The organism is Streptococcus sp. 2022WUSS083 (assembly GCF_044427155.1).
GTDB classification, from domain to species: Bacteria; Bacillota; Bacilli; order Lactobacillales; family Streptococcaceae; genus Streptococcus; species Streptococcus hashimotonensis.
On record NZ_JAOTGK010000003.1, the window covers coordinates 246,589 to 269,108 of the forward strand.

Below are 22,520 nucleotides of genomic sequence, written 5' to 3' on the forward strand. Positions count from 1 at the left end.
TTTTTATCTCCTAAATTGCTCGCGTCGAAAAACTACGACTTTCTAGTACAGCCAACATAGCCGCAGCAGTATCTAAGGCTGTAAAAAGCGGAATCCCTGCTTCGATAGCAGATGCACGAATAACCTCTCCATCCTCGTCTGCCACACGCTTTTTGCCTACTGTATTGACAATGGCTTGCACTTTTCCTTTACGGACCAGCTGAGGAATCGACTCTCTTTGGTCTCTACTGATTTTCCCAACAGGCAGACAGTCTAAGCCCTTAGCTTGAAAGGCAGTTGCCGTACCGCTTGTAGCCGCAATAATAAAGCCAATTTCACGGTATCTTTCCGCTAGACGGAAGGCCTCCTCCTTGTCCTCATCCGCAACTGTAAAGACGATAGTGCCAAAATCTTCCAAATGCTGATAACTTGCTTCAAAAGCCTTATAAAGTGCTTTTTCGAGAGTTGTATCAGACCCCATAATCTCACCAGTAGATTTCATCTCAGGTCCTAACAAACTGTCAACTTTAGCCAATTTTGTAAATGAGAATACTGGTGCTTTAACGTGCACCTGATTGCTCTCAGGATAAAGACCATCTTGGTAACCCAGTTCCGCAAGGCTTTGTCCCAAAATCAATTTGGTTGCAACCTGGGCCATTGGAATGTCTGTGACTTTGGACAAGAATGGAACCGTACGACTAGCACGAGGATTGACCTCAATCACATAAACCGTCTCATCCTTGATAACAAACTGGATATTCATCATACCGATACAGTTGAGACCGATTGCCAAGCGTCTGGTGTAGTCTGCAATGGCCGCCTGCACCTCTTTAGACAGGGTTTGTGGCGGATAAACAGCCATCGAGTCACCTGAGTGAACCCCTGCGCGTTCGATATGTTCCATAATACCTGGAATCAAGACATCCTTACCGTCTGAAATGGCATCCACTTCACACTCACGACCGACGATGTAAGAATCCACCAAAACTGGATGTTCCGGCGAAGCCTTGACCGCCGTTCTCATATAAGAACGTAAGTCCTCTTCATTTTCGACAATTTCCATAGCACGACCGCCCAAGACATATGAGGGACGAACAAGTACTGGGAAACCAATTTTGTGGGCCGCTTCTAGTGCTTCCTCTTCATTGGTTGCGGTTTGGCCTGGTGGCTGTGGAATACCAAGGTCTTTCAGGGCTTTTTCAAATAAATCCCTGTCTTCAGCTCTATCCAAGTCTTCCACTTGCGTCCCCAAGATTGGAATACCTGCTTTTGCCAATGGCTCTGCCAAATTAATGGCCGTCTGGCCACCGAACTGAACGATAACCCCTTTGGGTTTCTCAAGGTCAATCACATTCAAGACATCTTCCAAGGTCAACGGCTCGAAGTAAAGCTTGTCCGAAACCGAAAAGTCAGTTGACACTGTTTCAGGGTTTGAGTTCATTATGATAGCTTCGTAGCCAGCCGCTTGAATGGCCTTGACCGAATGCACCGTTGCATAGTCAAACTCCACACCCTGTCCGATACGGATTGGGCCAGAACCCAGCACCAAAACAGATTCTTTTTCCGAGCGGATGGACTCATTTTCCCACTCATAAGTTGAATAGAAATAAGGTGTAGCACTTTCAAATTCAGCTGCACAAGTGTCCACCATCTTATAAACAGGGACAATTTTGTGCTCTGTCCGCAGTTGACGAATGTAGGATTCTGTCCGTCCCCAGAGTTCCGCAATCTTGCGATCTGCAAAACCGTATTTCTTGGCTTTCTTCAATAAATCAATATTATCAAAATTCGTTACCAATTCCTGCTCGATTTCTAAGATATGAAGCAGCTTATCAAGGAAGAAAAGATCAATCTTCGTCAATTGAGCCAGTTCTTCTACTGTAAAGCCACGTCGAAGAGCTTCTGAAAGATAGAATAAACGATCATCCTGTGCCTTGACAATCTTTTCAACCAATTGGTCATCTGTCACTTGGCTGAGTTCGGGCATTTCATTGTGATAGACTCCGATTTCTAAAGAACGGCAGGCCTTGAGCAAACTTTCTTCGATATTGCGACCAATGGCCATGACCTCACCAGTTGCCTTCATCTGCGTTCCAAGGCGGCGCTCCCCTTTTTCAAACTTATCAAATGGGAAACGAGGAATCTTAGCCACAACGTAGTCAAGTGCAGGTTCAAACATGGCATAGGTTGTCCCTGTGACAGGGTTCACCATTTCATCCAAGGTCAAGCCAACCGCAATTTTTGCTGCCAATTTGGCAATAGGATAACCTGTCGCTTTGGATGCCAAGGCAGAGGAACGGGACACACGTGGGTTCACCTCGATGACATAGTATTTGAAACTATGTGGATCCAGTGCCAACTGCACATTACAACCGCCCTCGATTTTCAAGGCACGGATGATGCTGAGACTGGCATCACGCAGCATCTGGTTTTCAATATCCGAAAGCGTCTGCGTTGGGGCAAATACGATAGAATCTCCTGTATGAATTCCCACAGGGTCAAAGTTTTCCATGTTACATACGACCAAGGCATTGTCAGCTGCATCGCGCATTACTTCGTATTCGATTTCCTTGAAACCAGCAATCGAACGCTCAATCAAACACTGGGTCACCGGTGATAGTTTCAGACCATTTTCCGCTATTTCACGCAGTTCTTCTTCATTGGCACACATACCACCGCCAGTACCACCCAACGTGAAGGCTGGGCGAACAATGACAGGATAGCCAATTTCACCAGCAAATTCCAAAGCCTCTTCAACTGTTGTCACAATCGTTGACTCAGGAATAGGTTGATTGAGATCTTCCATGAGTTGTTTGAAGAGGTCGCGGTCCTCTGCCTGATCAATTGCAGAGAGTTTGGTTCCCAACAGCTCAACTCCAAGCTCATCTAAAATACCAGCCTTAGACAATTCCATGGCCATGTTTAGACCGGTCTGACCACCAAGAGTCGGCAAGAGAGCATCTGGACGCTCCTTCTGTAAAATCCGTGTGACAAATTCAAGCGTAATCGGCTCAATATAGACCTTATCCGCAATTTCCTTGTCTGTCATGATGGTCGCAGGGTTTGAATTGACCAAGACAACACTATAGCCTTCTTCCTTTAAAGCCAAACAAGCCTGAGTCCCAGCATAATCAAACTCCGCAGCCTGACCGATAATAATCGGACCAGACCCAATCACCATAATTTTCTTAATATCCGTACGTTTTGGCATAATTTTAAGATATTAAGGGCGTTAAGCGGACACAGTCAAAATAGGAGTTTGACCAAGAACGCTTGCGTTCGAGGAAAAACTATCTTTTTGACCCAGTCCGTAGCCCGAATTCAATTACAAAATCCGAGCAACAGAACACCCCTTCTCCTTTCTATTCGTCGCCTCTCTGAGCGACATTAAATAAGATAAGTCCGACGCAGTAAGGTTTAGCTCGATAGTGGTTAAACCTTACTGCCCTTTTTTAAACGAATCCATCAATTCCATAAATTCATCAAACAAATAGCTGGCATCATGTGGACCAGGTGCAGCATCTGGGTGGAATTGAACAGAGAAACCTGGATAGTACTTGTGGCGTACCCCTTCTACTGATTTGTCATTGATTTCTTCATGAGTAATCATTAAACATTCAGGTAAATCTTCACGAGCCACTGCATAACCATGGTTCTGACTGGTAAAGTCCACTCGACCTGTCGCAATTTCACGAACAGCATGGTTGAAACCACGGTGACCAAACTTCATTTTATAAGTCGTTGCCCCATTTGCTTTAGCAAAAAGTTGGTGCCCCATACAGATACCAAAAATTGGAATTTTACCAAGAATCCCACGAATCATTTCTAGCGCTTCTGGAACATCATCTGGATTTCCTGGGCCGTTTGATAGCATGACACCATCAGGATGGAGGGCAAGAATTTCTTCAGCAGTCGTATCATACGGGACAACTGTCACATTGCAATCACGCTTGGCTAACTCTCTAAGAATAGAATGTTTCAATCCAAAATCAACCAGAACGACACTACGTCCAACTCCAGGTGCAGGATAGGCTGTTTTTGTTGATACTTGCTGGATGTTGTTGGTTGGCAAAACAGTCGCTCTCAACTGGTCTGTCAAATGCTCCACAGAATCACCGACATTTGCAAGAGTCGCCTTCATGGTACCGTGCTGACGAATAATTTTAGTTAGGGCGCGTGTGTCAATTCCAGAAATTGCTGGAATTTTCTTAGCCTTTAAAAATTCATCCAAAGTCATCTGGTTACGCCAGTTACTTGCCCGACGAGCCCACTCACTGACAACCACTCCCTTACAAGTCGGCTTAATTGACTCGTAATCATCACGGTTAATCCCGTAATTTCCTACCAAGGGATAGGTAAAGGTTAAAATCTGACCATTATAAGACTGGTCCGTGATAGATTCCTGATAACCTGTCATCCCAGTTGAGAAAACCAACTCACCAGTCACATCAATATCAGCACCGAAGGCCTCCCCTTCAAAAATAGTGCCATCCTCTAAAATCAAACGTCTTTTTGACATAATAATAAGATATTAAGGGCGTTAAGCGGACACAGTCAAAATAGGAGTTTGACCAAGAACGCTTGCGTTCGAGGAAAAACTATCTTTTTGACCCAGTCCGTAGCCCGAATTCAGTTACAAATCCGAGCAACAGAGCACCCACTCTCCTTTCTATTTTCTATCTCTCCGGATAGAATTAAATAATAGTCCGACGTTTGTACGGTCAATTCGATAATAATTGACTGTACAAACTAGTGTCAAAGTTAGCAAAGGTCCCATAGGACTTTGCATAGGAGGACAAATGCTTTAGCATATCATCCGACTTGCTCTGACCGACACAGTAAGGTTTAGCTCGATATTAGATAAACCTTACTGCTAGTGCAAGGGATAGCCTGACCTCCATAGAGGCAGGCGTAGGGAAATGAGTTGCTTGCAACCATTGACCTGTCCCTTACCTTTCTATTCGTCGCCTCTCTGAGCGACATTAAATAAGATAAGTCTAACAAATTTCTAAATAGTTAAAGTTTAAGCCTTGCCATTGACAATTGCTTCCAAAATCGCCATCCGAACAAAGACACCATTTTGCATTTGACGGACAATACGTGATTTTGGTGCCTCTACCAATTGGTCATCAATTTCTACATCACGGTTAACAGGGGCCGGATGCATAACAATTGCAGTATCTTTCAAGCGTTTGTAGCGTTCATCAGTCAAACCATGCAAACGGTTATAAGTTTCTTTAGAGAATCCACCATCACCATCATGTCGTTCGTGTTGCACACGGAGCAACATCAGTACATCTACCATTTCCACAATATCATCAATATTCAAATGCTGACCATAGACATCAAATTCCTCTGCGTACCATTCCTCCGGTCCAGCAAAGAAAATCTCAGCTCCCAGACGTTTCAAAATTTGCATATTGGACTTAGCAACCCGTGAGTGTGTAATATCACCTGCAATGGCAATCTTCAAGCCTTCAAAAGTTCCAAATTCTTCATAAATAGTCATCAAATCAAGTAGGGATTGGCTTGGGTGTTGGCCTGAACCATCACCACCATTGACAATTGAAGTCTGGATGGTAGGACTATCAATCAATTGCTTGTAATAATCCACTTCCGAATGACGAATCACGCAAATGTCTACCCCAAGTGCCGACATGGTCAAAATGGTATCATACAAGGTTTCACCCTTATTGACTGAGCTGGTACGAGCATCGAAGTCAATCATTCCCATATCCAAACGAAGCTCTGCCATTTCAAAAGACTTATGCGTCCGAGTTGAATCCTCAAAGAAAAGGTTAGAAGCATAGTACTTCCGATCCAACTCTACCTTTTCACCGCGTTTAAAAGCAATACCACGTTGAATGAGTCCCAATACTTCTTCATTTGAGAGGGTCTCCATTGTAACCAAGTGTTTGAGTGAAACTTTACCATTTGTAATTGTCATGATGATACCTACCTTTATGATCTAGATGTAGAATGATAATTTGTAAACGAAGCGACTATGCACCTTCAACCAGAAGGACAGCGTCTTGACCATCGATTTCAGCCATGTGCACAATGATTTCTTCAGAACGACTAGTTGGAATATTCTTCCCAACATAATCTGCTCGAATAGGCAACTCCCTGTGTCCACGATCCACAAGTACCGCTAAACTAACGCGAGCTGGACGGCCCAAGGACACTATGTTGTCAATAGCAGCACGAATAGTTCGTCCTGTATAAAGCACATCATCTACTAATATAACATCACGATCGTTGACATTGGCAGTCATATTTGTCGTATCATCTTCTACCTTCATGTCATCTCGAAACGGCTTGGTATCCAACTCTCCCAACGGAACATCGATACCCTCTAATTGCTTAAGCCTCTCCTGAATCCTCTTTGCAATGAAAACACCCCGTGTTTTAATCCCTGCAAGGACAATATTATCCAAATTCTTGTTCCGCTCGATAATTTCATAAGTGATACGGGTGATCGCCCGTTTCATAGTCATATCGTCAACGATTTCTTTTGTCTTCATAAGACCTCCAAAAGTATAGAAAAAGTCTCCTTATACAAGGAGACTATGAAAATATAGGCTAGTTAGAACCAACCTGCTTAACATCCGACTCCTTGTCTGCCTCTCTGGACAGGTTTTAAAGGATTTATTAAGCAGAGTATAGCATAAAATCTCAGCCTTGACAATTTTTTTCTGAAAAAATATAGAAATTATCGGATTTTACTGAGAATTTTTTCCAAAAGACAATGAAGTCTTAAGTTTTATGGATTTAAGTCCCGCCAACATAAACCCACAAATCAGATAAGCAACAAAAATTGTACCTGCATAAGTCAAAACATAAGTCCAACCATACTTAGGGACATTGAGAAAGAAATAAGCAAAAGGACTGTCCTTAGCATCTGGGATTGGAATTTTTATGAAAAGACCATTCACTAGACCAAAAATCATGTAGAGAACAGGCAAAAGCGTCCACCAAATCGGGTCAAACCACTTGTACTGTTGCTGACGATCTACTATTAGGGTATCTAACAAAAAATATAAGGGAACAATATAATGGCAGAGTAGATTTTCAAGACGCCAGAAATCGTCTGCCAAAGGTGCCAACATAAAGTGATAGACTACACAAGTAATCATGATAGACATGGTTACAGCAGCCTTTATCCGAAGAAAACGTGACGTCTGTAAATCCACACTTTTACCCATGGCATATACCATATAGACAGCGAACAGAGATACTAATAAATTAGATTGCACCGTATAATACATGAGCATCCCGATACCGTATTTAATGATTTCTAAGGCGGTACCTGTGATGGCTAAAATGGCTAACAGGCATCTACTGTAAAACAAAATACTTTGATGTTTCATAATATCCTTTCAAAAACAGGAAAAGACTGGTTAACCAGTCCTCTCTTAGATTTTCTTAACAAATTCAGATTTCAGCTTCATCGCACCGAAACCATCGATTTTACAATCAATATTGTGATCGCCTTCAACAATACGGATGCCTTTAACACGTGTACCTTGTTTAAGGTCCTTAGGCGCACCTTTCACTTTCAAATCTTTGATAAGCGTCACAGTATCGCCGTCCGCCAAACGATTACCGTTAGCATCAATTGCAACAGGTCCACTTTCTTCCTCAGCTACATCTGCTGGGTTCCACTCGTAAGCACACTCAGGGCAAACCAAGAGGGCACCGTCTTCATAGACATATTCAGAATTACATTTTGGACAATTTGGTAAAGTTTCCATTCTTACTCTCCTTAACATTTTTCATGTTCTAGTATAGCATTTGTTGAAAAAATGGGCAAGATGATAAGGTTTTCATACTATTATTCAGCCTTGCGCAGTTTTTCAAGTGTCTCCTGAAAAATAGCTGGCGCTTCTGCCGTAAATTCAACAACCTCACCAGTTCTCGGATGGGTAAATCCAAGCGTTCTGGCATGAAGAAATTGACCATGCCCTTTTAGTGTTTTTCTTGGGCCGTAAGCCTCATCCCCCGCAACCGGATGACCAATATAAGCCATGTGGACACGAATTTGGTGAGTTCGCCCTGTTTCCAAGGTCAATTCCACCAAAGTGTAGTCACCAAAACGCTCCAGAACCTGAAAACGTGTCACAGCTTCTTTCCCTTTGGCAGTCACCGCTTGTTTCTTGCGGTCTTTTTCAGAACGACCAATCGGCGCCTCAATTACTCCGCGATCGTTTGGTAGATTGCCGTGGACAATGGCCCAATACTTACGAAGGGATTTCTTGTCTTTCAATTCAGCAGCAAGCTTTGTATGGGCATCATCGTTTTTAGCAACCATGAGCAGGCCAGAAGTATCCTTATCAATCCGATGAACAATTCCTGGTCGCAAGACACCATTGATGCCTGACAAATCTTTTACGTGATAAAGGAGAGCATTAACTAGCGTTCCAGATGTGTGACCAGCCGACGGATGAACGACCATCCCTTGAGGTTTATTTACAACAGCAACATCCTCGTCCTGAAAGACAATCTCTAAAGGAATATCCTCAGCAACATAGTCGATTTCTTCTACTTCTGGAATTTGATAGGTTAGGACATCTCCAACCTGTACACTATATTTAGCTTTTTTAGGCTGTCCATTGACCAAAACCTGACCAGCCTTAATCTGCTCATTTGCAACCGAACGAGACAAATCCGTCAAATCCGACAATGCCTTATCCAAACGAATGCCACCAACCTCAACTCTTACTTCCATTACTCTCTTCTTTCATAATACAAATAAATAAAATACCTACACCAACTGTCAGACAAACATCTGCTACATTAAATACAGGGAAACTAATAAAATCCAAGTGAAACATGTCCACCACATATCCCAGTCTAAGACGATCAATAAAATTCCCAAGAGCACCAGCAATCATCAAAGACAGACTGAATAGAGTCCAGATATTGCCCTTGATCTGTTTGATATAGTACCACACTAGGCCTGTCACAGCTACAATTGTCATTATCGTGAAAAACCACTGCTGATTTTGTAAAATCGACCAGGCTGCACCATAATTTCTTAGATAAGCTAAGCTCATCAATCCTGGTATAAATTCCGTTACCGTATCTAATTCAACATTGGCAACTGTCCAAGCTTTTACAAGCTGGTCCAGACCAATTAATACTACCATCAAAAATGGAAATCCAATTTTACGCATTTTCATCCTTCTTCTTATCAAAATATGCCTGCATGGTTTCAATAAAGTCTTTGGCACAAGAACTAAGTTCATCATTGGCTCGTTTAACGTAGACCATGCGATTGTCTACCTTTCCTTTGAGAGGAATTACTGTAATGCCATTGACACTCTCATCATCAAGATAGCCCGAACCAGTTGCATAGGCATCCGTACGCTCCAAAATTCCATTCAAAGTAGCACGGTCTGTCACATCAAACACAACCGAGGAATCCGACGTATCAATCAAGTTCTCGGAATAATAGAGATAAGCCTCTTTTTCTTGAGTGAACCGTACGGTAGGTAGACCTACCAAATCTGCTGGCTCAATCTCAGCTTTCTTTGTCAAAGGATGATCTTCACGAAGGTAGATATGAGTCTGAAATGCAGACAAATCTACAGCTTGCAAGTGAAGTTTATCCAATTTCTGCATGATTCCTTTTGTATTTCTCTCGTTCAAATAAATAATACCAAGCTCGCTATAACCTTGAGCAACTTCATCTAAAATCTGTACTGTAGTCGATTCAAAAATGCGAAAATGAGGGTACTGCGGGTGGCTACGAGAGAACTCCGTAATCAATGGGGGAAGAAAATCATAATGCTGACTTGAAATTGAAAAAGTCTTCTCACCTTCCTCAGGTTGCAAATAGAGATGCTCAAACTGATCAAATCCCTTAACTAAAGCCTGAGCTTTCTCATAGAATTCCATCCCTTTTTGTGTCAAAAAAGTTCCTGAACTAGTTCGGCTAAAAATTTGAAAACCTAACTCTTTTTCCAAATCACGAATGGAAATAGACAAACTAGGCTGGGAAACGTACATTTTCTCTGCTGCCTCACGAAAAGTCCCGCTATTGGCAATCGCCACCACATAGCGCAATTGTTGAATATTCATCGACTCGTCCTTTCTTCATTCCAATTTCCTATCTTTCTATTATACCACATAATAAAACCACCAGCAAAATTGCTAGTGGTAAGTGATTATAACTTTTTAATCATGATAAGACAGGGATTCCATTCGTCCCACAAGTTTGGAAAAACTTCTAACTTAGCAAAACCACAAGAATGATAAAAAGCAATGGTCTTGTCGTATGTTTCATAGTGCCCTTGGTCAACCGTTTTTACTTGTAGATAGGCATATGATTTTCTCGCCTCTCCTTCCAATGCTTGCATCAACGCTCGACCCAGTCCTTTTCGATGATGAGATTTTTTAACACCCATACAGTGAACTTCCCCACAATCGTCAGAGGTGCACGTTAAGGTTACGAATCCTACTGGCTCATCTTCGTCAAATGCCGCCCATAATGGCAGCAAACTCCCATCTTGAATATATTCTTTAGTGCTTTCAGGTAAGCCAAACCACTCAGGTAAATCTGCCAATACCATTTTTATAATATCAGCTTTTTCAACTGAATCTCTTATTGCTACAATTTGCATTATTTTCTCCTTTCGGAGGTTAAATTGCCTTAACCTCCTTACTCTTGATTCCTTGTTTTTTGACATATCTTACTATTGCTTTCATTTGAATCGCCTCCCTTCATTCTATTGTATGGTAATACTACCATATATTACTCGTGTCAGTCAACCTATATTCACATGTTCATTTTCAACTAATAACTTTTTATATAACTACCAGTGCCTGATCATTTCACATCAAACCCTTGGTAAATGAAAAATGGAGATTAAAACAAAAAAACAGGCCTTCCGAAATCTCGGAAAGCCTATTGTTAAGCCATTTTCAGACTTATTTTGCGATTGGGTAAACAGATACTTGTTTCTTATCGCGACCTTTACGTTCGAAGCGTACAACGCCTTCTACTTTAGCGTAAAGAGTGTCATCTCCACCACGACCTACGTTAGCTCCTGGGTAGATTTTTGTACCACGTTGGCGGTAAAGGATTGAACCACCTGATACAGTTTGGCCGTCAGCAGCTTTCGCACCAAGGCGTTTTGCTTGTGAGTCACGACCGTTTGACGTTGAACCTCCACCTTTTTTGTGGGCCATAAATTGCAAGTTAGCAAGATTCAAGTTTAACATATGTTATTCCTCCGAATTTCTGTAATGATTGCTTCAAGCTACGCGATTAAGCGTTGATAGCGTTGATAACAACTTTTGTGTAAGGTTGACGGTGACCTTGTTTGCGGTGGCTACCTTTTTTAGGTTTGTACTTGAAGGTAACAACTTTTTTCTGTTTACCTTGTTTTTCAACAGTACCAACAACAGTAGCGCCTGCTACAAGTGGAGTACCCACAACAGTTTTCTCACCACCAACAAGAACTACTTCTTCGAAAGTAACTTCTTGACCTGCTTCAACGTTCAATTTTTCAACGTAGATAGCTTGACCGACTTCAACTTTAACTTGTTTGCCGCCAGTTTTAATGATTGCATATGTGCTCATTATGCACCTCCTATGATTTTTGGGCCTTGCCCGAATTTAATGTGAAGACTCGCCTAGTACCGTGGGACGAACCACTTACTCTACTCTCATCGAAAGAACGGCATTCGTGCGGTTGCACAGGAAATGTGCATAGTCAACAGTCCTATTATAACAAAAACACCTGCAAATGCAAGTGTTTTGTATCACTTTTCTTACATTTCAAAAACTTCGCTCTCCTGCTTGTTTGGTAAGAATAGAGAGAGGACGATTCCGACAAGAGCTGGTAATAACCATGCTAATGATTGTCCAGCCAATGGCAAAGCTGAAATAACTTTTGAAACAGCTGTCCAACCAAATTGACCAGCCAAAACTTCTACCAATGACAAAGCTGTCACTAGTCCCACAGTTAATTGCATACCGTAAGTAGAAAGCGGTACAAATTTGTTAACAATGGTAATCAAGACAATACAGATGGTAATTGGATAGAGAACCAAAAGAACTGGAACTGAGAAGGTGATGATATTGTTCAAACCGAGGTTGGCAATCCCAAAGCCAATCAAAGTAAAGATAGTCGCATATACTTTGTAGCTAAAACGTGGAAAACGCTCAGCGAAAAATTCACCTGAGGAAACAATCAAACCAGCCGTTGTCGTAAAGCAAGTGACGATAACCATAGCTGCCAAAAAAATTTGTGCACTTGGACCAAAAATAGCCTGTGTTGCTTGCGAAAGAATATAAACACCCTTGTTGGTATCAGAAGCCAAAACATCAGCAGGAACTGGGAAATGATTACCTAGGAAAGCCAAACCGACATATAGTGCTGAGAAAGCTAAAGCTACAACAAAACCAACAGACCAGATGGTTGAAACATATTCTTTCTTGCTGGAGAAACCAAGTTGTTTCAAGGTATTGACAGCTACCACACTAAAAGCAACCGCCGCAAGAGCATCAAGGGTATTGTATCCTTCAATAAATCCTGTACCAAATGCCTGTCCAGCTGAATAGGCTTCCGAAGCCGGCAACGGACTGGTCGAACCATACTTGGCAATACCCAGCACCACCAAAATCACAATCAAAATCGCAAAAACAGGGGTTAAAATACGACCAATACTGTTCAAGATTTGAGATGGATTGAGGGCAATCAGGTAGGCTGCCACAAAGTAAAGAGCTGTAAAGCCAAACAACCAGAGCCCTAGATTCGCATCACTCAACAATGGCGCAATACCAATTTCAAAGGACGTTGTAGCCGTACGCGGAATGGCAAAGAAAGGACCGATAGCCAAATACAAGGCAACAAGATAAATCGTTGCAAAAGTCGGTGAAATCTTGCGAGAAATCTCATGTACATAACCTTTGGGGTTTAATGTACCGACAATCAAGGCAATGACAGCAATACCGACACCCGATACAACAAATCCTAAAATAGCTGGCCAGAAATTCTCACCAGATAAGACACCAAGTGCAGGTGGGAAAATCAAGTTTCCTGCACCAAAAAACATACCAAACAGGAGTAAACCTGTTAGAGCTCCTTTTTTCATAATAACTCCTTTGTATTTTTCTGAAGTCTTATTATATCATACAAATTCGATTTTTCCGAACGATTCGAACTAAAAAATCCAGCAATAGCTGGATTTAAATGTATGTCAAACAATTGAATTCTACAGTAAGTCTTCAATTAAACTATCCACTTCGTCTTTCACTTCTTCTTTCGGTGTGATTTCAGTTACGATAATCCCAGCCACAGCTCGTTCCACCAAGCCTTCAACATCCATACGAGCCTCGTATTGCTCGACATTTTTGATTTTAGGGTTGGTTTTTGGACGGTCAGGGGCAAAGATGGTACAGCAATCCTCAAATGGCTGGATGGAAATATCAAAGGTATCAATTTCTTGAGCAATATCAATGATTTCCAACTTGTCCATGGTAACGACTGGACGGATAACAGGTGTATTTGTCACCGCATTGATAGCCTGCATAGATTCCAAGGTCTGACTTGCCACCTGTCCTAGACTTTCACCATTGATAATAACCATGGCACCACGCTCTTCCCGTACTCGGTCTGTAATCCGCATCATGAAGCGGCGTGTCAAGGTCATCAAATAAGCTTCAGGTGCTTTTTCCTTGATTTCTTCCTGAATTTCTGTAAACGGCACTTCGATAAAGGTGATATTACCACCAAAGGCAGTCAATTTACGAGTCAAATCATGGGCCTTTTTAAGTGCACCTGGGCTAGTATAAGGCGGACTTGCAAAGTGAAGGGCTTCAATTTCAACCCCACGTTTCAGTGCTAAATAGCCCGCAACAGGCGAATCAATACCACCTGATAACATAAGCGTTCCTTTTCCAGATGTTCCAACTGGCAGACCGCCTGCCCCCTTGATTTCTTCATGGGAAATATAAGCAGCATCAGGACGGATTTCCACTCGCAAGGTAATATCTGGTGACTTCATCTGTACCTGTACATTTGGAATAGCTGTAAAAACCGCATCTCCAAGGACTTGGTTAAGGTCACGGCTGTCCAATTCAAAATTGTGGTCGCTACGACGTGCAGCAATCTTGAAGGTCATACCGTCCTTATAAATGTTTTTCATGATGTTTTGAACCGCTTCTTTCAAAGCTGGAACAGACTTTTCAACCTTATAAGATGGTGCGAAATTTTGGATCCCAAAAATCTTCTTCAAAGAAGCTGAGACTTCCTGATAATCTGCCCCGTTCAAATAGACATGACCACGGTCACGGTCAAAATAAACGGTCACTTCTGGGTAAACAGAAAGGACATGCTTGATATTATTGCGGAGTTTGTTAACAAACCGCATCTTGTTTTTCCCTTTAGTTGACAATTCGCCGTAGCGAATCATAATTTCTGAATAGTTCAATAGTCTACTGCCTACTTCCTATAATATTTTTAAGTTCTGAAACCATCAACTCCGGTTTCTCTGAATCAATTTGAATAATTTTATCTTCATCCAAACGATGAGAAGTATTTGAAAAAGAGAGGATAACCTTATTGTATTCTAATGCTTTACTAATTATTTCATCTACTTCTCTACCATGATTGATATCTAAGTAACAATCTGCTTGCTTCAGTAATATATCCAAACTATAATCTGCATACACCAATGGATAAAGTTGACAGTTGGAAAATTTGCGCCCTAATTGTTCCAAACTTGAAGAGATACAGGTTGGAGCAGCTATATGAAAATCCATCTCCGGTAAATGTTCCAGCAGATACTCAATATGCTCAATCCTATCTGATACTGTAAGGATAAAAGCATGTGTACTGGCTTGTTCTCTTTTCTTTATAACTAAATTCTTTTGACCATATACCAAAGAATCATTTGGAACATCTTTTGTAACAACAGTCCCTGCACCGATGATTACATTATCTCCAATGGTGACTCCTTTTGTAATCACACAGTTCGCTCCAATCCAGGAATTTTTGCCAATTACAACTGGAGCAACTGTAGAAGACAACCTGCCAATATGGTAAGCAGAATAAGAATGATCAAAGTCAAAAATTCGCACACCATCTCCTAGCATAGTATTTTCACCAATCTCAATCGAGTGAAAACAACGGATATTCGAATAGTTGTTGATATAAACATTGTCACCCAATGTTAAAGACGCACCATTGTTGACTTCAATACTGATAAAATTACGCAAAACAACATTATTTCCAACTGAGAGTTTCCCAACTGGCGAAAGCTGAAAATCATAAAAACTTCCTTTTTTGATTAACTTTGATTCCGAAAGAACATCCGTCATCAGTTGCTACCTTACTTTCTGTGTGTTCTGATAAATTTGTTTGAAAATCGTGAGGAATTGTTCAATTTGCCCCATATCGTTGTCATCATCCAAGCTGATACGGACGGCAGTTTGAGCCAACTTCTGCGGAACACCCATAGCAATCAGTGTTCCAGCTGGTTTTCCAGCCTTGGATGAGCAGGCTGAGGTGGTCGAAATGTAAATCTGGTGATCTTCAAAGGCGTGGACAATGACTTCGCCTCGAATATTCTTAATCCCAAAGGTCACAATGCTTGGCACAAAGTCCTCTAGCCCAGAAAAGACTGTCACATCGGCATATTTGCCCAATTCATCCACAAGAATCTGCTTCATAGCTGCCAGCCGCTTCTGGCTATCTACCGCCTTGTCCAAGGTCAAGCGGAGCGCCTTAGCAGTCGCGGCGATACCAGCCACATTTTCCGTTGTTGAGCGTTTGTCGCTTTCCTGTCCTCCTCCTGTCAATAGCGGAGCGATTTTCTTGCCTGACTTGACATAGACGAAACCTACTCCTCTGACAGAGTGGAATTTGTGACCTGAAAAACTGGCAAAATCAACTCGGTCTGTCAAATACCGTTCCGTTGGCACCTTGCCGATTGCCTGCACCGCATCCACGTGGAAGGAGATAGTCGGCTTATCAGCTAAGAGTTGGGAGATTTCCTGAATGGGCTGAATAGCACCAATTTCATTGTTGACGGCCATGATAGAAACCAGTGTGGTATCTGGACGAATCAAGCTTTCTAAGGCTGCAACATCCACAAAACCTTGGGCATTGACCGGAGCCAAATCCACCTCAAAACCTTGCGTTTTGAGCCAAAGTGCTGATTCTTTTACCGCTGGATGCTCAATAGCTGACACGATGATGTGCTTGCCCAAATGTGCCTTTTCAAATGCCACTCCCTTGATGACCCAGTTGTCACCTTCCGTACCACCTGAGGTGAAAAAGATTTCTTTGCTATCCTGGCCAAGTAATTCTGCGATTTGCTTGCGAGATGCTTCCAAAATACGGGTTGCCTGACTGCCTAGACTATGGAGGCTAGAGGGGTTTCCCCAGATTTTTGTCGCCACTTCCGTATAGGTCTTGAGAACTTCTGGATAGACCTGTGTCGTTGCCGCATTATCAAAATATATCATTTTTTATATTCCTTTTATTGCAATAGTCCTATTTTATCATGTTTTCATGCCTTTCGGCAATCTTTAAGATAGTTTTAAACTTCCTATCTTAAACTAAAGGTGGAGGTACATCATGAATACACGTAAGAATACAAATAAAAAACCGGCTGGTTTAACTAATTTTCAAAAATATTTAACCTTTATCGGGTCTATTTTAGGGATTATCACTGCCTGCATCACTATCTACACCTTTACAGCAAAACCTGCAACATCCTCAACATCTCCAAGTACTACCATTTCATCATCTAGCGACACTAGCCCCAGCCAATCATCCAGCGACAATCCGTTAACTGAAGTACAAGATTTAACAAGTTTAAGCTCCGAAACAACATCCTCAACCCAAATCGAGACCAGCTCTTCAGTAGAGTCTACTGCCTCTTCCTCGTCTACAGAAACGTCTGCTACTCAAGCTTCGGAGACAAGGACAGAAACCAGTACTGATACAGAGGTAACTAGTGGGGCATCCGAAACGACTTCTAATCAATAGCACAAAAATATTTGTTTTACTTTCTTGGATTTGAGATACTAATTTCAGGAGGTGTGCAATATGAAATACGTCATTCTAAAAACGCCGATTTTCGTTTGGCTACTGATTTTTGCACTTATACAAGTCTTCGCCTTATCGTCATTTTTACCAGAACCATTTGATACTCGTTCATTGCTCCCCATGGGAGTATTGACCGGTTGTTCAATCAGGGTTTCCAGTGAAGTTAAAGACCAGGATGGTCAGTATGCTCCATTTAAGTACTTATGGTGGGTGATACTAGGATGGACTGTAATCGGTATTCTATTTGGTATCACTATAAAAGCACCACTAGAATTGCACATTGCCCTGATTGTACATGCAATCGCAGGAGGAATAGGCTATCGCCTTATTGAACGTTATGCAGTTTATCGCTATCATTATTTACAAACTAAAAAGAAAGGCTAACCCTTTCTTTTTTATTAATTATAATCTATTCCTTAACGCATCAATATCCGCTTGACTAGTTGACCAGCTGGTCGCAAAGCGGATGATACTGTGGCTATCGTCGTATTTCTCCCAGAAGCCATAGGCAATTCCAGCTTCTGTCAATCTAGCCAATTCTTCATTCTTAACAATAACAAATTGCTGATTGGTCGGTGATTTGAGATAGAATTGAAAGCCTTTCTCTTCCAGAATCTGGGTCAGTTGCTCTGCCATTGCGATAGCATGACGCCCCAATTCAAGATACAAGTCATCAGTAAATAAGCAATCAAACTGGACACCTGTCACCCTTCCTTTCGCCAACAAGGCACCATGGTGTTTGACAATCGATACGAAATTCTTAGGCTGGTTGTTCTTTGTAAATACCAAAGCTTCCCCCATCAAGGCACCAAGTTTTGTACCACCAATGTAGAAAACATCTGTCAGCTCTGCAATTGTCTTCAAATCAAGATCCGTTTCACGAGCAGCAAGCCCATAACCCAAGCGAGCACCGTCTAAAAAGAGCGGAATATTATGCTGTTGGCAAACTTTGGACAAATCTTCTAGCTCTGTTTTGCTATAAAGCGTACCATATTCAGTCGGGTGGGAAATATAAACCATTCCTGGATGAACCATGTGAGCATGATTAGCATCTGCGTAGAAATCGGAAATATAGTTCTCAACTTCACTTGCAACAAGTTTGCCATCCGTATGCGGTAAGGCCAGCACCTTATGACCTGTAAATTCAATTGCCCCTGCTTCATGAACTGCAATATGACCAGTATCCGCTGCAATGACTCCTTCATAGGAAGCTAACATAGACGAAATGACAATTTGATTGGTCTGCGTGCCACCTGCTAAAAACGTAACTTGTGCATGAGGACAGTCCGTAGCAAGTCTGATTTTTTCGATAGCAGATTCAGTATATTTATCAGTGCCATATCCAGATAAACCTTCTTGGTTGCTTGCAACTAAGGCTTCTAGCAAGACGGGATGGGCACCTTTGTTATAGTCATTTTCAAAATGTAACATATCATAGCCTCCTTGATATAATATAACAAAAAAGCCTGTTAATGCAGGCTTTTCACTTTAGTCCACCCTGAGGGAATCGAACCCCCATCTCAAGAACCGGAATCTTACGTGATATCCATTACACTAAGGGTGGAAAGGAAAAACTTGCACAAGGCAAGTTTTTATATGAATTACAATTCAATGTCACCGAAAAGGTCAGCCATTGAGAATCCAGATTGAGTTTCTGGCAATTCGTAATCACGTTTTTCTTCACGTTTTTGACGACGTGGACGTGGAGCACGTTTTTCAGCTTTTTCCTCACCTTCAACTGCTGCTGGACGCTCTTCCAAAGCTTTGATAGAAAGTGATACACGCTCATCAGCTGCGTTCACTTCAAGAACTTTAACAGTTACTTCTTGACCTACTGACAAAGCGTCTTTTGGATTTTCAACACGCTTGTGTGAAATTTGTGAAATGTGTACCAAACCATCGATACCTGGCAATACTTCAACGAAAGCACCGAAGTCAGTCAAACGTTTTACTTTACCTTCGATGACATCACCAGCTGCCAATTTTTGCTCAACGCCATCCCATGGACCAGGCTGTGTAGCTTTCAATGACAATGATACGCGACCTTCAACTTCGTCGATTGCAAGAACTTTAACTTCAACTTCTTCACCAACTGTTACAGCTGATTTAGGAGATACGTTACGCTCGTGAGACAATTCAGTCAAGTGTACCAAACCATCTACACCACCAAGGTCGATGAATGCACCGAAGCTTGTGATACGTGCAACTTTACCAGTCACAACTTCACCAACTGCCAATTTACCGAATACTTCAGCACGTGCAGCTGCAGCTTCTGCTTCAACAACGTCACGACGTGACAAGATGAAACGGTTCTCAGCAGGATCAACTTCTTTGATTTTAGCATTAAATTCTTGACCTACAAAACGCTCAGTGTTACGAGTGAAACGGCTGTCGATCATTGAAGCTGGGATGAATCCACGAAGACCTTCAAATTCAACTGCAAGACCACCTTTAACGGCACGAGTTACTTTAACTGTAACAACTTCTTCTTCACGACCAACAAGCTTGTCCCATGCTTTACGTGCTTCCAAACGTTTTTTAGATACAAGATAAGTAACAGTGTCTGTATCTTTACCAACAACTTGGCGAAGTACTAACAATTCAAGTGTTTCACCAACTTTTACAAGGTCGTTGATATCAGCATCACGGTCGTTAGTCAACTCACGAAGAGTCAATACGCCTTCAACACCAGTACCTGAGATAGCTACGTTTGCTTGACCAGCATCAACTGTCAATACTTCTGCAGTTACCACATCACCAGGTGTAACTTCGCTTACACTGTTCAACAAATCTTCAAATTCGTTCATTATAAAAAAACCTCCGACAATCAGGTCTTTCGACCTAACATAAAATATATTTTATTTAAGGCACACGCAAGGACAACAACAATTAGACATCTTTGACGAACTAGACTATATCTAGTACCTTTACTGGGGTAGCTGGATTCGAACCAACGCATGAGGGAGTCAAAGTCCCTTGCCTTACCGCTTGGCGATACCCCAAAAAATAGATACAATTCATTTATTTACTAATCACAAGAAATTGAACTCGATATTAATTTCTTAGGAAAATAGATAGCCTTCCTTGAGTGTTAACATTCAGCGTCAGTCTCCTAATTTTCTACAGAAATTTCTGATAAACCAGAACATCTCTCGTATCTTAGTTGAACACGGACTAAAATCCTAGTGAAAAAGATAAACTTCCTTGTGTGTTTAGCACACTACATCAGTTTCCTATTTTCATACGGATTTCTTAACGTCCTTTGTATCCTGTTCAATGGAGAGAGAGGGATTCGAACCCCCGAACCCGAAGGAGCGGATTTACAGTCCGCCGCGTTTAGCCTCTTCGCTATCTCTCCGTGCACTAACAGTCACTATTCTAACATAAAATAGCGACTATTACAAGCCTTTTAGTGACTTAAATTATAATTTTCAATAATATTTCCGACTGCTTTTTCTAATTTTTTGTAAAAGCTTTCGGTGTTTCCATTTTTTATAACTGCAAAGTTATGTTCAGCCAATTCTGCAATTTCTCCAATTACTTTTTTACCTATAACAAGGCGGTAGCCAGGGAACTCTTCTCTATTGACAAGAACTTTGCTATCTTCAATCTGAATTTCAATTTTTTTATCTTTTTTACTCATTTTCAAACCTCACTTTTACTATTCTACAAAAAAAGAGAAGAGCTTGCAAGTGCAAGCCTTCTGAAATTAATCTACTTCGACAATCCAGCCTTCAGGAGCTTCAATATCACCAAACTGGATACCTGTTAATTCTTCATACAATTTACGAGTGACAGGTCCTACTTCTGTTTCACTATGGAAAACATGGAGTTTGTCTGCAATCTGGATACCACCAATTGGTGAGATGACTGCAGCTGTTCCGCAAGCTCCTGCTTCGACAAACTGGTCTAATTCTTCGACAAGGACTTCTCGTTCCACTGCCTTCATCCCCAGACGATGCTCTGCCAAGTACAAGAGAGAATACTTGGTAATAGACGGCAAGATTGATGGTGAAATCGGTGTGACAAACTCGTTATCAGCTGTGATACCAAAGAAATTAGCAGACCCTACTTCTTCAATCTTGGTGTGGGTAGCTGGGTCTAGGTAGATGACATCTGAGAAGCCCTGCTTTTTGGCATATTGGCCCGGTAAGAGCGACGCCGCGTAGTTACCACCAACCTTAGCTGCCCCTGTTCCATTTGGTGCCGCACGGTCGTACTTGTCCTGAATGAGGAAGTTGGTCGGAGCCAACCCACCCTTGAAGTAGTTGCCGACCGGCATGGCAAAAACTGTGAAAATGTACTCTTCTGCTGGTTTTACGCCGATGATGTCGCCGACGCCAATCAGGAGCGGACGGAGATAAAGGGTGCCACCTGTTCCATAGGGAGGAACGTAGTCTGCGTTGGCTTTGACCACTTCTTTACAAGCCTTGATGAAAAGGTCCGTCGGTACAGGCTCCATGAGCAAGCGGTCAGCTGTCCGTTGTAGGCGCTCAGCGTTTTGGTCTGGACGAAAGAGCTGGAGTTTTCCCTCCTTGGTGCGATAGGCCTTGAGGCCTTCAAAAGCCTGCTGGCCATAGTGAAGGGCTGGTGAGCTTTCTGAAATGTGAAGTTCGGCATCTTCGGTCAATTGCCCTTCAGACCATTGGCCGTTTTTGAAATGAGCGATGAAGCGATAAGGTAGTTTCATATAAGAAAAACCAAGGTTTTCCCAGTCAATGTTCACTGTCATATAGTTTCTCCAAATTCATTTTTTATTATTTTACTACTTTTGAAAGTGATTTTCAATTAAAAATTCAGAAAATTTTGTGAATATAAGAAAAAGCCTGGTAAACCAGACTCTTACTCTTTAAAAACAAATTCTAGTTGAATTTCAGGTGAGATAGCACTAAATAAATTTTGATAGTAGTTTTTGGCTGACTCTTTTATGTCTTCCTGATAATCTGCTAGAAACGTTTCTTGTTCTGCTGACTGAAATTCATTTGTGATGAGTTGGGCAGTATCGATTTCTTCTGTCGCAAAACTCAGTATCTCACCACTCTTATCATATAAGGTATAAGGTTCTTCTGCATCTAATTCCAATCCAATGACTTCAAAGGCTGGAAGGGTAATTTTGTACCGATTTTCAGAAAGATGTTCAATGGATACAGGACTTTTGATACCAAATTTTGCCTTGTACTTAATGATTAAGAGGGCTGATTTTTCTGAGAAGGGCATTTCTTGACCAAATAAGACCGTGTAGTTTTTAGCGGTCACAATTTTCTGGACAGCTGTATTTAGAAATACCAATTCATTGACTTGCTCGACAGACTCAATAGCCGTATGAACACTCACTTCCTGCTGATTACTCTTTTCACCAGAGATGTAGCCGTATCCCCATACACCACACAATAACAGAAGGAAGGACAGAACAAGCCATAGATAGACTTTTATACCGAAAAATAATTTGATAATTTTCATAATATGTACCTCCCC

Annotated in this window: 23 protein-coding genes, 3 tRNA genes and 1 other annotated feature; of the genes, 2 read left to right on the forward strand and 24 right to left on the reverse strand. The window is 41.7% G+C overall.

The window, feature by feature from the left end:
* Positions 1–10: 10 nt before the first annotated feature.
* The 16 genes from carB to ODU41_RS05285 all read right to left on the reverse strand — a co-directional run bounded on the left by carB (position 11) and on the right by ODU41_RS05285 (position 16,459).
* Positions 11–3,190: a carbamoyl-phosphate synthase large subunit gene (gene carB, locus ODU41_RS05210; RefSeq protein ID WP_074391159.1), complete on the reverse strand. Its 3,180-nt coding sequence runs from the start codon at positions 3,188–3,190 to the stop codon at positions 11–13.
* Positions 3,191–3,418: 228 nt separating this feature from the next.
* Positions 3,419–4,498: a carbamoyl phosphate synthase small subunit gene (locus ODU41_RS05215; protein ID WP_024388785.1), complete on the reverse strand. Its 1,080-nt coding sequence runs from the start codon at positions 4,496–4,498 to the stop codon at positions 3,419–3,421.
* Positions 4,499–5,002: 504 nt separating this feature from the next.
* Positions 5,003–5,926 carry an aspartate carbamoyltransferase catalytic subunit gene (locus ODU41_RS05220; protein ID WP_074391160.1) on the reverse strand — a complete coding sequence of 308 codons (924 nt, stop codon included), beginning with the start codon at positions 5,924–5,926 and terminating at the stop codon, positions 5,003–5,005.
* Positions 5,927–5,981: 55 nt separating this feature from the next.
* Complete coding sequence (pyrR, locus tag ODU41_RS05225) at positions 5,982–6,503, reverse strand: bifunctional pyr operon transcriptional regulator/uracil phosphoribosyltransferase PyrR (RefSeq protein ID WP_011922318.1); 522 nt, start codon at positions 6,501–6,503, stop codon at positions 5,982–5,984.
* 198 nt (positions 6,504–6,701) lie between these two features.
* Positions 6,702–7,349, reverse strand: a complete 648-nt coding sequence (locus ODU41_RS05230; protein ID WP_074391161.1) for a Pr6Pr family membrane protein — start codon at positions 7,347–7,349, stop codon at positions 6,702–6,704.
* 45 nt (positions 7,350–7,394) lie between these two features.
* Positions 7,395–7,733 carry a zinc ribbon domain-containing protein YjdM gene (locus ODU41_RS05235; protein ID WP_012775074.1) on the reverse strand — a complete coding sequence of 113 codons (339 nt, stop codon included), beginning with the start codon at positions 7,731–7,733 and terminating at the stop codon, positions 7,395–7,397.
* 80 nt (positions 7,734–7,813) lie between these two features.
* Positions 7,814–8,707 carry an RluA family pseudouridine synthase gene (locus ODU41_RS05240; protein WP_029171823.1) on the reverse strand — a complete coding sequence of 298 codons (894 nt, stop codon included), beginning with the start codon at positions 8,705–8,707 and terminating at the stop codon, positions 7,814–7,816.
* Positions 8,691–9,155: a signal peptidase II gene (gene lspA, locus ODU41_RS05245; RefSeq protein WP_015646892.1), complete on the reverse strand. Its 465-nt coding sequence runs from the start codon at positions 9,153–9,155 to the stop codon at positions 8,691–8,693. The genes ODU41_RS05240 and lspA overlap by 17 nt, the downstream gene beginning before the upstream one ends.
* Complete coding sequence (locus ODU41_RS05250; RefSeq protein ID WP_023370460.1) at positions 9,148–10,062, reverse strand: LysR family transcriptional regulator; 915 nt, start codon at positions 10,060–10,062, stop codon at positions 9,148–9,150. Before ODU41_RS05250 ends, lspA begins: the two co-directional genes overlap by 8 nt.
* A gap of 86 nt (positions 10,063–10,148) precedes the next feature.
* On the reverse strand, positions 10,149–10,604 hold the full coding sequence (locus tag ODU41_RS05255; RefSeq protein ID WP_029171825.1) for a GNAT family N-acetyltransferase: 456 nt from the start codon (positions 10,602–10,604) through the stop codon (positions 10,149–10,151).
* 307 nt (positions 10,605–10,911) lie between these two features.
* Entirely contained in the window at positions 10,912–11,205 is a 294-nt protein-coding gene (gene rpmA / locus ODU41_RS05260; RefSeq protein WP_009909754.1) for a 50S ribosomal protein L27, read from the reverse strand.
* A 46-nt stretch (positions 11,206–11,251) separates the two neighbouring features.
* On the reverse strand, positions 11,252–11,566 hold the full coding sequence (gene rplU / locus ODU41_RS05265) for a 50S ribosomal protein L21 (RefSeq protein WP_002941330.1): 315 nt from the start codon (positions 11,564–11,566) through the stop codon (positions 11,252–11,254).
* Positions 11,567–11,601: 35 nt separating this feature from the next.
* Positions 11,602–11,690: a sequence feature (ribosomal protein L21 leader region), on the reverse strand.
* A 67-nt stretch (positions 11,691–11,757) separates the two neighbouring features.
* On the reverse strand, positions 11,758–13,086 hold the full coding sequence (gene brnQ / locus ODU41_RS05270) for a branched-chain amino acid transport system II carrier protein (RefSeq protein ID WP_398578759.1): 1,329 nt from the start codon (positions 13,084–13,086) through the stop codon (positions 11,758–11,760).
* A 117-nt stretch (positions 13,087–13,203) separates the two neighbouring features.
* On the reverse strand, positions 13,204–14,421 hold the full coding sequence (gene thiI / locus ODU41_RS05275; protein WP_044667791.1) for a tRNA uracil 4-sulfurtransferase ThiI: 1,218 nt from the start codon (positions 14,419–14,421) through the stop codon (positions 13,204–13,206).
* A 4-nt stretch (positions 14,422–14,425) separates the two neighbouring features.
* Complete coding sequence (locus ODU41_RS05280; RefSeq protein WP_044762094.1) at positions 14,426–15,310, reverse strand: DapH/DapD/GlmU-related protein; 885 nt, start codon at positions 15,308–15,310, stop codon at positions 14,426–14,428.
* Between the two features lie 6 nt (positions 15,311–15,316).
* Positions 15,317–16,459, reverse strand: coding sequence for a cysteine desulfurase family protein (locus tag ODU41_RS05285; RefSeq protein WP_248031076.1), 1,143 nt, complete (start codon positions 16,457–16,459; stop codon positions 15,317–15,319).
* A gap of 112 nt (positions 16,460–16,571) precedes the next feature.
* Between ODU41_RS05285 and ODU41_RS05290 the strand changes: the two genes are divergently transcribed.
* On the forward strand, positions 16,572–16,985 hold the full coding sequence (locus ODU41_RS05290) for a DUF6556 family protein (protein WP_024401687.1): 414 nt from the start codon (positions 16,572–16,574) through the stop codon (positions 16,983–16,985).
* A gap of 60 nt (positions 16,986–17,045) precedes the next feature.
* Entirely contained in the window at positions 17,046–17,429 is a 384-nt protein-coding gene (locus ODU41_RS05295; RefSeq protein WP_024395143.1) for a hypothetical protein, read from the forward strand.
* Positions 17,430–17,447: 18 nt separating this feature from the next.
* On the opposite strand, the gene ODU41_RS05300 is transcribed toward ODU41_RS05295, so the two are convergent.
* The 8 genes from ODU41_RS05300 to ODU41_RS05335 all read right to left on the reverse strand — a co-directional run bounded on the left by ODU41_RS05300 (position 17,448) and on the right by ODU41_RS05335 (position 22,505).
* Positions 17,448–18,476: a threonine aldolase family protein gene (locus ODU41_RS05300; RefSeq protein ID WP_398578731.1), complete on the reverse strand. Its 1,029-nt coding sequence runs from the start codon at positions 18,474–18,476 to the stop codon at positions 17,448–17,450.
* Between the two features lie 61 nt (positions 18,477–18,537).
* Positions 18,538–18,609 (reverse strand) — tRNA-Arg (locus tag ODU41_RS05305).
* Positions 18,610–18,646: 37 nt separating this feature from the next.
* Positions 18,647–19,852, reverse strand: coding sequence for a 30S ribosomal protein S1 (gene rpsA, locus ODU41_RS05310; protein WP_024395145.1), 1,206 nt, complete (start codon positions 19,850–19,852; stop codon positions 18,647–18,649).
* A 123-nt stretch (positions 19,853–19,975) separates the two neighbouring features.
* Positions 19,976–20,047: transfer RNA gene (locus ODU41_RS05315), tRNA-Gln, on the reverse strand.
* 275 nt (positions 20,048–20,322) lie between these two features.
* Positions 20,323–20,403, reverse strand: a tRNA-Tyr gene (locus ODU41_RS05320).
* Positions 20,404–20,454: 51 nt separating this feature from the next.
* Entirely contained in the window at positions 20,455–20,688 is a 234-nt protein-coding gene (locus ODU41_RS05325; RefSeq protein WP_105095790.1) for a DUF2969 domain-containing protein, read from the reverse strand.
* Positions 20,689–20,754: 66 nt separating this feature from the next.
* Positions 20,755–21,777 (reverse strand): branched-chain amino acid aminotransferase, encoded by a 1,023-nt coding sequence (locus tag ODU41_RS05330; protein ID WP_014735910.1) that lies wholly within the window; start codon positions 21,775–21,777, stop codon positions 20,755–20,757.
* 110 nt (positions 21,778–21,887) lie between these two features.
* Entirely contained in the window at positions 21,888–22,505 is a 618-nt protein-coding gene (locus tag ODU41_RS05335; protein ID WP_398578732.1) for a DUF4230 domain-containing protein, read from the reverse strand.
* Positions 22,506–22,520: the final 15 nt, after the last annotated feature.

What these genes read in the sequence shown, in the direction of transcription:
- carB (WP_074391159.1), bottom strand. Translation starts at nt 3,190, where the DNA reads ATGCCAAAACGTACGGATATTAAGAAAATTATGGTGATTGGGTCTGGT.
- ODU41_RS05215 (WP_024388785.1), bottom strand. Translation starts at nt 4,498, where the DNA reads ATGTCAAAAAGACGTTTGATTTTAGAGGATGGCACTATTTTTGAAGGG.
- ODU41_RS05220 (WP_074391160.1), bottom strand. Translation starts at nt 5,926, where the DNA reads ATGACAATTACAAATGGTAAAGTTTCACTCAAACACTTGGTTACAATG.
- pyrR (WP_011922318.1), bottom strand. Translation starts at nt 6,503, where the DNA reads ATGAAGACAAAAGAAATCGTTGACGATATGACTATGAAACGGGCGATC.
- ODU41_RS05230 (WP_074391161.1), bottom strand. Translation starts at nt 7,349, where the DNA reads ATGAAACATCAAAGTATTTTGTTTTACAGTAGATGCCTGTTAGCCATT.
- ODU41_RS05235 (WP_012775074.1), bottom strand. Translation starts at nt 7,733, where the DNA reads ATGGAAACTTTACCAAATTGTCCAAAATGTAATTCTGAATATGTCTAT.
- ODU41_RS05240 (WP_029171823.1), bottom strand. Translation starts at nt 8,707, where the DNA reads ATGGAAGTAAGAGTTGAGGTTGGTGGCATTCGTTTGGATAAGGCATTG.
- lspA (WP_015646892.1), bottom strand. Translation starts at nt 9,155, where the DNA reads ATGCGTAAAATTGGATTTCCATTTTTGATGGTAGTATTAATTGGTCTG.
- ODU41_RS05250 (WP_023370460.1), bottom strand. Translation starts at nt 10,062, where the DNA reads ATGAATATTCAACAATTGCGCTATGTGGTGGCGATTGCCAATAGCGGG.
- ODU41_RS05255 (WP_029171825.1), bottom strand. Translation starts at nt 10,604, where the DNA reads ATGCAAATTGTAGCAATAAGAGATTCAGTTGAAAAAGCTGATATTATA.
- rpmA (WP_009909754.1), bottom strand. Translation starts at nt 11,205, where the DNA reads ATGTTAAACTTGAATCTTGCTAACTTGCAATTTATGGCCCACAAAAAA.
- rplU (WP_002941330.1), bottom strand. Translation starts at nt 11,566, where the DNA reads ATGAGCACATATGCAATCATTAAAACTGGCGGCAAACAAGTTAAAGTT.
- ODU41_RS05280 (WP_044762094.1), bottom strand. Translation starts at nt 15,310, where the DNA reads ATGACGGATGTTCTTTCGGAATCAAAGTTAATCAAAAAAGGAAGTTTT.
- ODU41_RS05285 (WP_248031076.1), bottom strand. Translation starts at nt 16,459, where the DNA reads ATGATATATTTTGATAATGCGGCAACGACACAGGTCTATCCAGAAGTT.
- ODU41_RS05290 (WP_024401687.1), top strand. Translation starts at nt 16,572, where the DNA reads ATGAATACACGTAAGAATACAAATAAAAAACCGGCTGGTTTAACTAAT.
- ODU41_RS05295 (WP_024395143.1), top strand. Translation starts at nt 17,046, where the DNA reads ATGAAATACGTCATTCTAAAAACGCCGATTTTCGTTTGGCTACTGATT.
- ODU41_RS05300 (WP_398578731.1), bottom strand. Translation starts at nt 18,476, where the DNA reads ATGTTACATTTTGAAAATGACTATAACAAAGGTGCCCATCCCGTCTTG.
- rpsA (WP_024395145.1), bottom strand. Translation starts at nt 19,852, where the DNA reads ATGAACGAATTTGAAGATTTGTTGAACAGTGTAAGCGAAGTTACACCT.
- ODU41_RS05325 (WP_105095790.1), bottom strand. Translation starts at nt 20,688, where the DNA reads ATGAGTAAAAAAGATAAAAAAATTGAAATTCAGATTGAAGATAGCAAA.
- ODU41_RS05330 (WP_014735910.1), bottom strand. Translation starts at nt 21,777, where the DNA reads ATGACAGTGAACATTGACTGGGAAAACCTTGGTTTTTCTTATATGAAA.
- ODU41_RS05335 (WP_398578732.1), bottom strand. Translation starts at nt 22,505, where the DNA reads ATGAAAATTATCAAATTATTTTTCGGTATAAAAGTCTATCTATGGCTT.